General features: G+C 31.3%; 3 protein-coding genes. All 3 read right to left on the reverse strand.

From position 1 onward, the window contains the following. Positions 1–51 precede the first annotated feature (51 nt). Entirely contained in the window at positions 52–324 is a 273-nt protein-coding gene (locus JCM14822_RS18630; protein WP_054744148.1) for a hypothetical protein, read from the reverse strand. A gap of 357 nt (positions 325–681) precedes the next feature. Continuing rightward, the gene (locus JCM14822_RS18635) at positions 682–987 is read right to left on the reverse strand and encodes a DUF960 family protein (RefSeq protein ID WP_054744150.1); all 306 of its coding nucleotides are present in this window, start codon (positions 985–987) and stop codon (positions 682–684) included. Position 988: 1 nt separating this feature from the next. Next, positions 989–1,216, reverse strand: a 228-nt coding sequence (locus JCM14822_RS21110; RefSeq protein ID WP_408606229.1) for a hypothetical protein, incomplete at its 5' end; no start/stop codon positions are given.

Raw genomic sequence — 1,216 nt, forward strand, 5'->3', positions numbered from 1 at the left:
TCTCAAGCACAGTTCATGGTGATGAACCTTATTAATTAATATTAATTTTCATCAATTGTAGTTCGATTTTAAGTATTCCTTTATAGCTACATTAACAATTGTACTAATACATATTTGATTATTTCTCTTTAGTATCTTTAACACATCTAAAACAGGCTCTTCTAAATATGTTGTGTATCTTACTAATTTAACCTTTTGAGATATTCCTTTTACTTTATCTGTTCTAATCTGAATGCCATCAATAGAAATCATTTCTTCTGTATTCATTTCATCTATTGTGCTCTCTTCTTGGTCTTCTCCTAATTCTACTACCTTATGATCCACTCTGCTTTCATTATCTCCCCATTGAATTCCAAATACCTCTTCACTATCTGTTGTTTGATTAGGGAAAAAATAGGACTATCTCTTCTCTTTCTTCTACTTCCATATCCATAACTCATGTTTTATCCTCCTTAAAAGTATGTATACATACATGTAAACATGCACATCTACATATACGTATTTATTTTACTGTTTCCTACCCCTTTATCTTTAAATAAATTAACGTATGTTCCTATGCTCCTTATAAGGAATTATTATTGCATATAATATTCCATCATTTATATAATATCTATTTCAAAATTTAGCTAAAGCAAAAAAAGAAGACCTTACTCAAAGACTTCTTTCAAGTAAGCAATGCTACTAGTACTCATTGGCTAGTAGCATTGTTGTATTCCCATCATCAATAATAAATATCTTCTCTTTAATTGGTTTTTCAACTGTTACTATGTACTCCTGTTGATAGCTTGGCACTTCTTGCCTATGCTTAATTACTTGCTCCTTTCTTCCGCTCTTATCTACATGAATTGATAGCTCCATAACTTGTAGGTAATCCACCTCTTTACCTGACTCTAAAAATTTATCAATGATACTCCACATTAATAGTTGCTGCTCTACTGGAACCTCTGCCATTACACCTGTTGTTACATATCTACTATTATTAAACATCTTATTCTCCTCTTATCATTTTAAGCTTATCTTTTGTGCCTACTACTACAATGCTATACTCACTATTCATCACAAAAAGATGTTCTTCCCATGACTCATTAATCTCCATTGACCATTCCGGTTTCGCAACCTCTACATCTAAATAATACTCTTTTTTCAATACCTCAAAGTCTTGATCTTCTTCAATAATAGCAATGAAACCTCCCCAATCTTTATCTACATCTCTATC

This window comes from Cellulosilyticum ruminicola JCM 14822 (genome assembly GCF_001311925.1).
GTDB classification, from domain to species: Bacteria; Bacillota; Clostridia; order Lachnospirales; family Cellulosilyticaceae; genus Cellulosilyticum; species Cellulosilyticum ruminicola.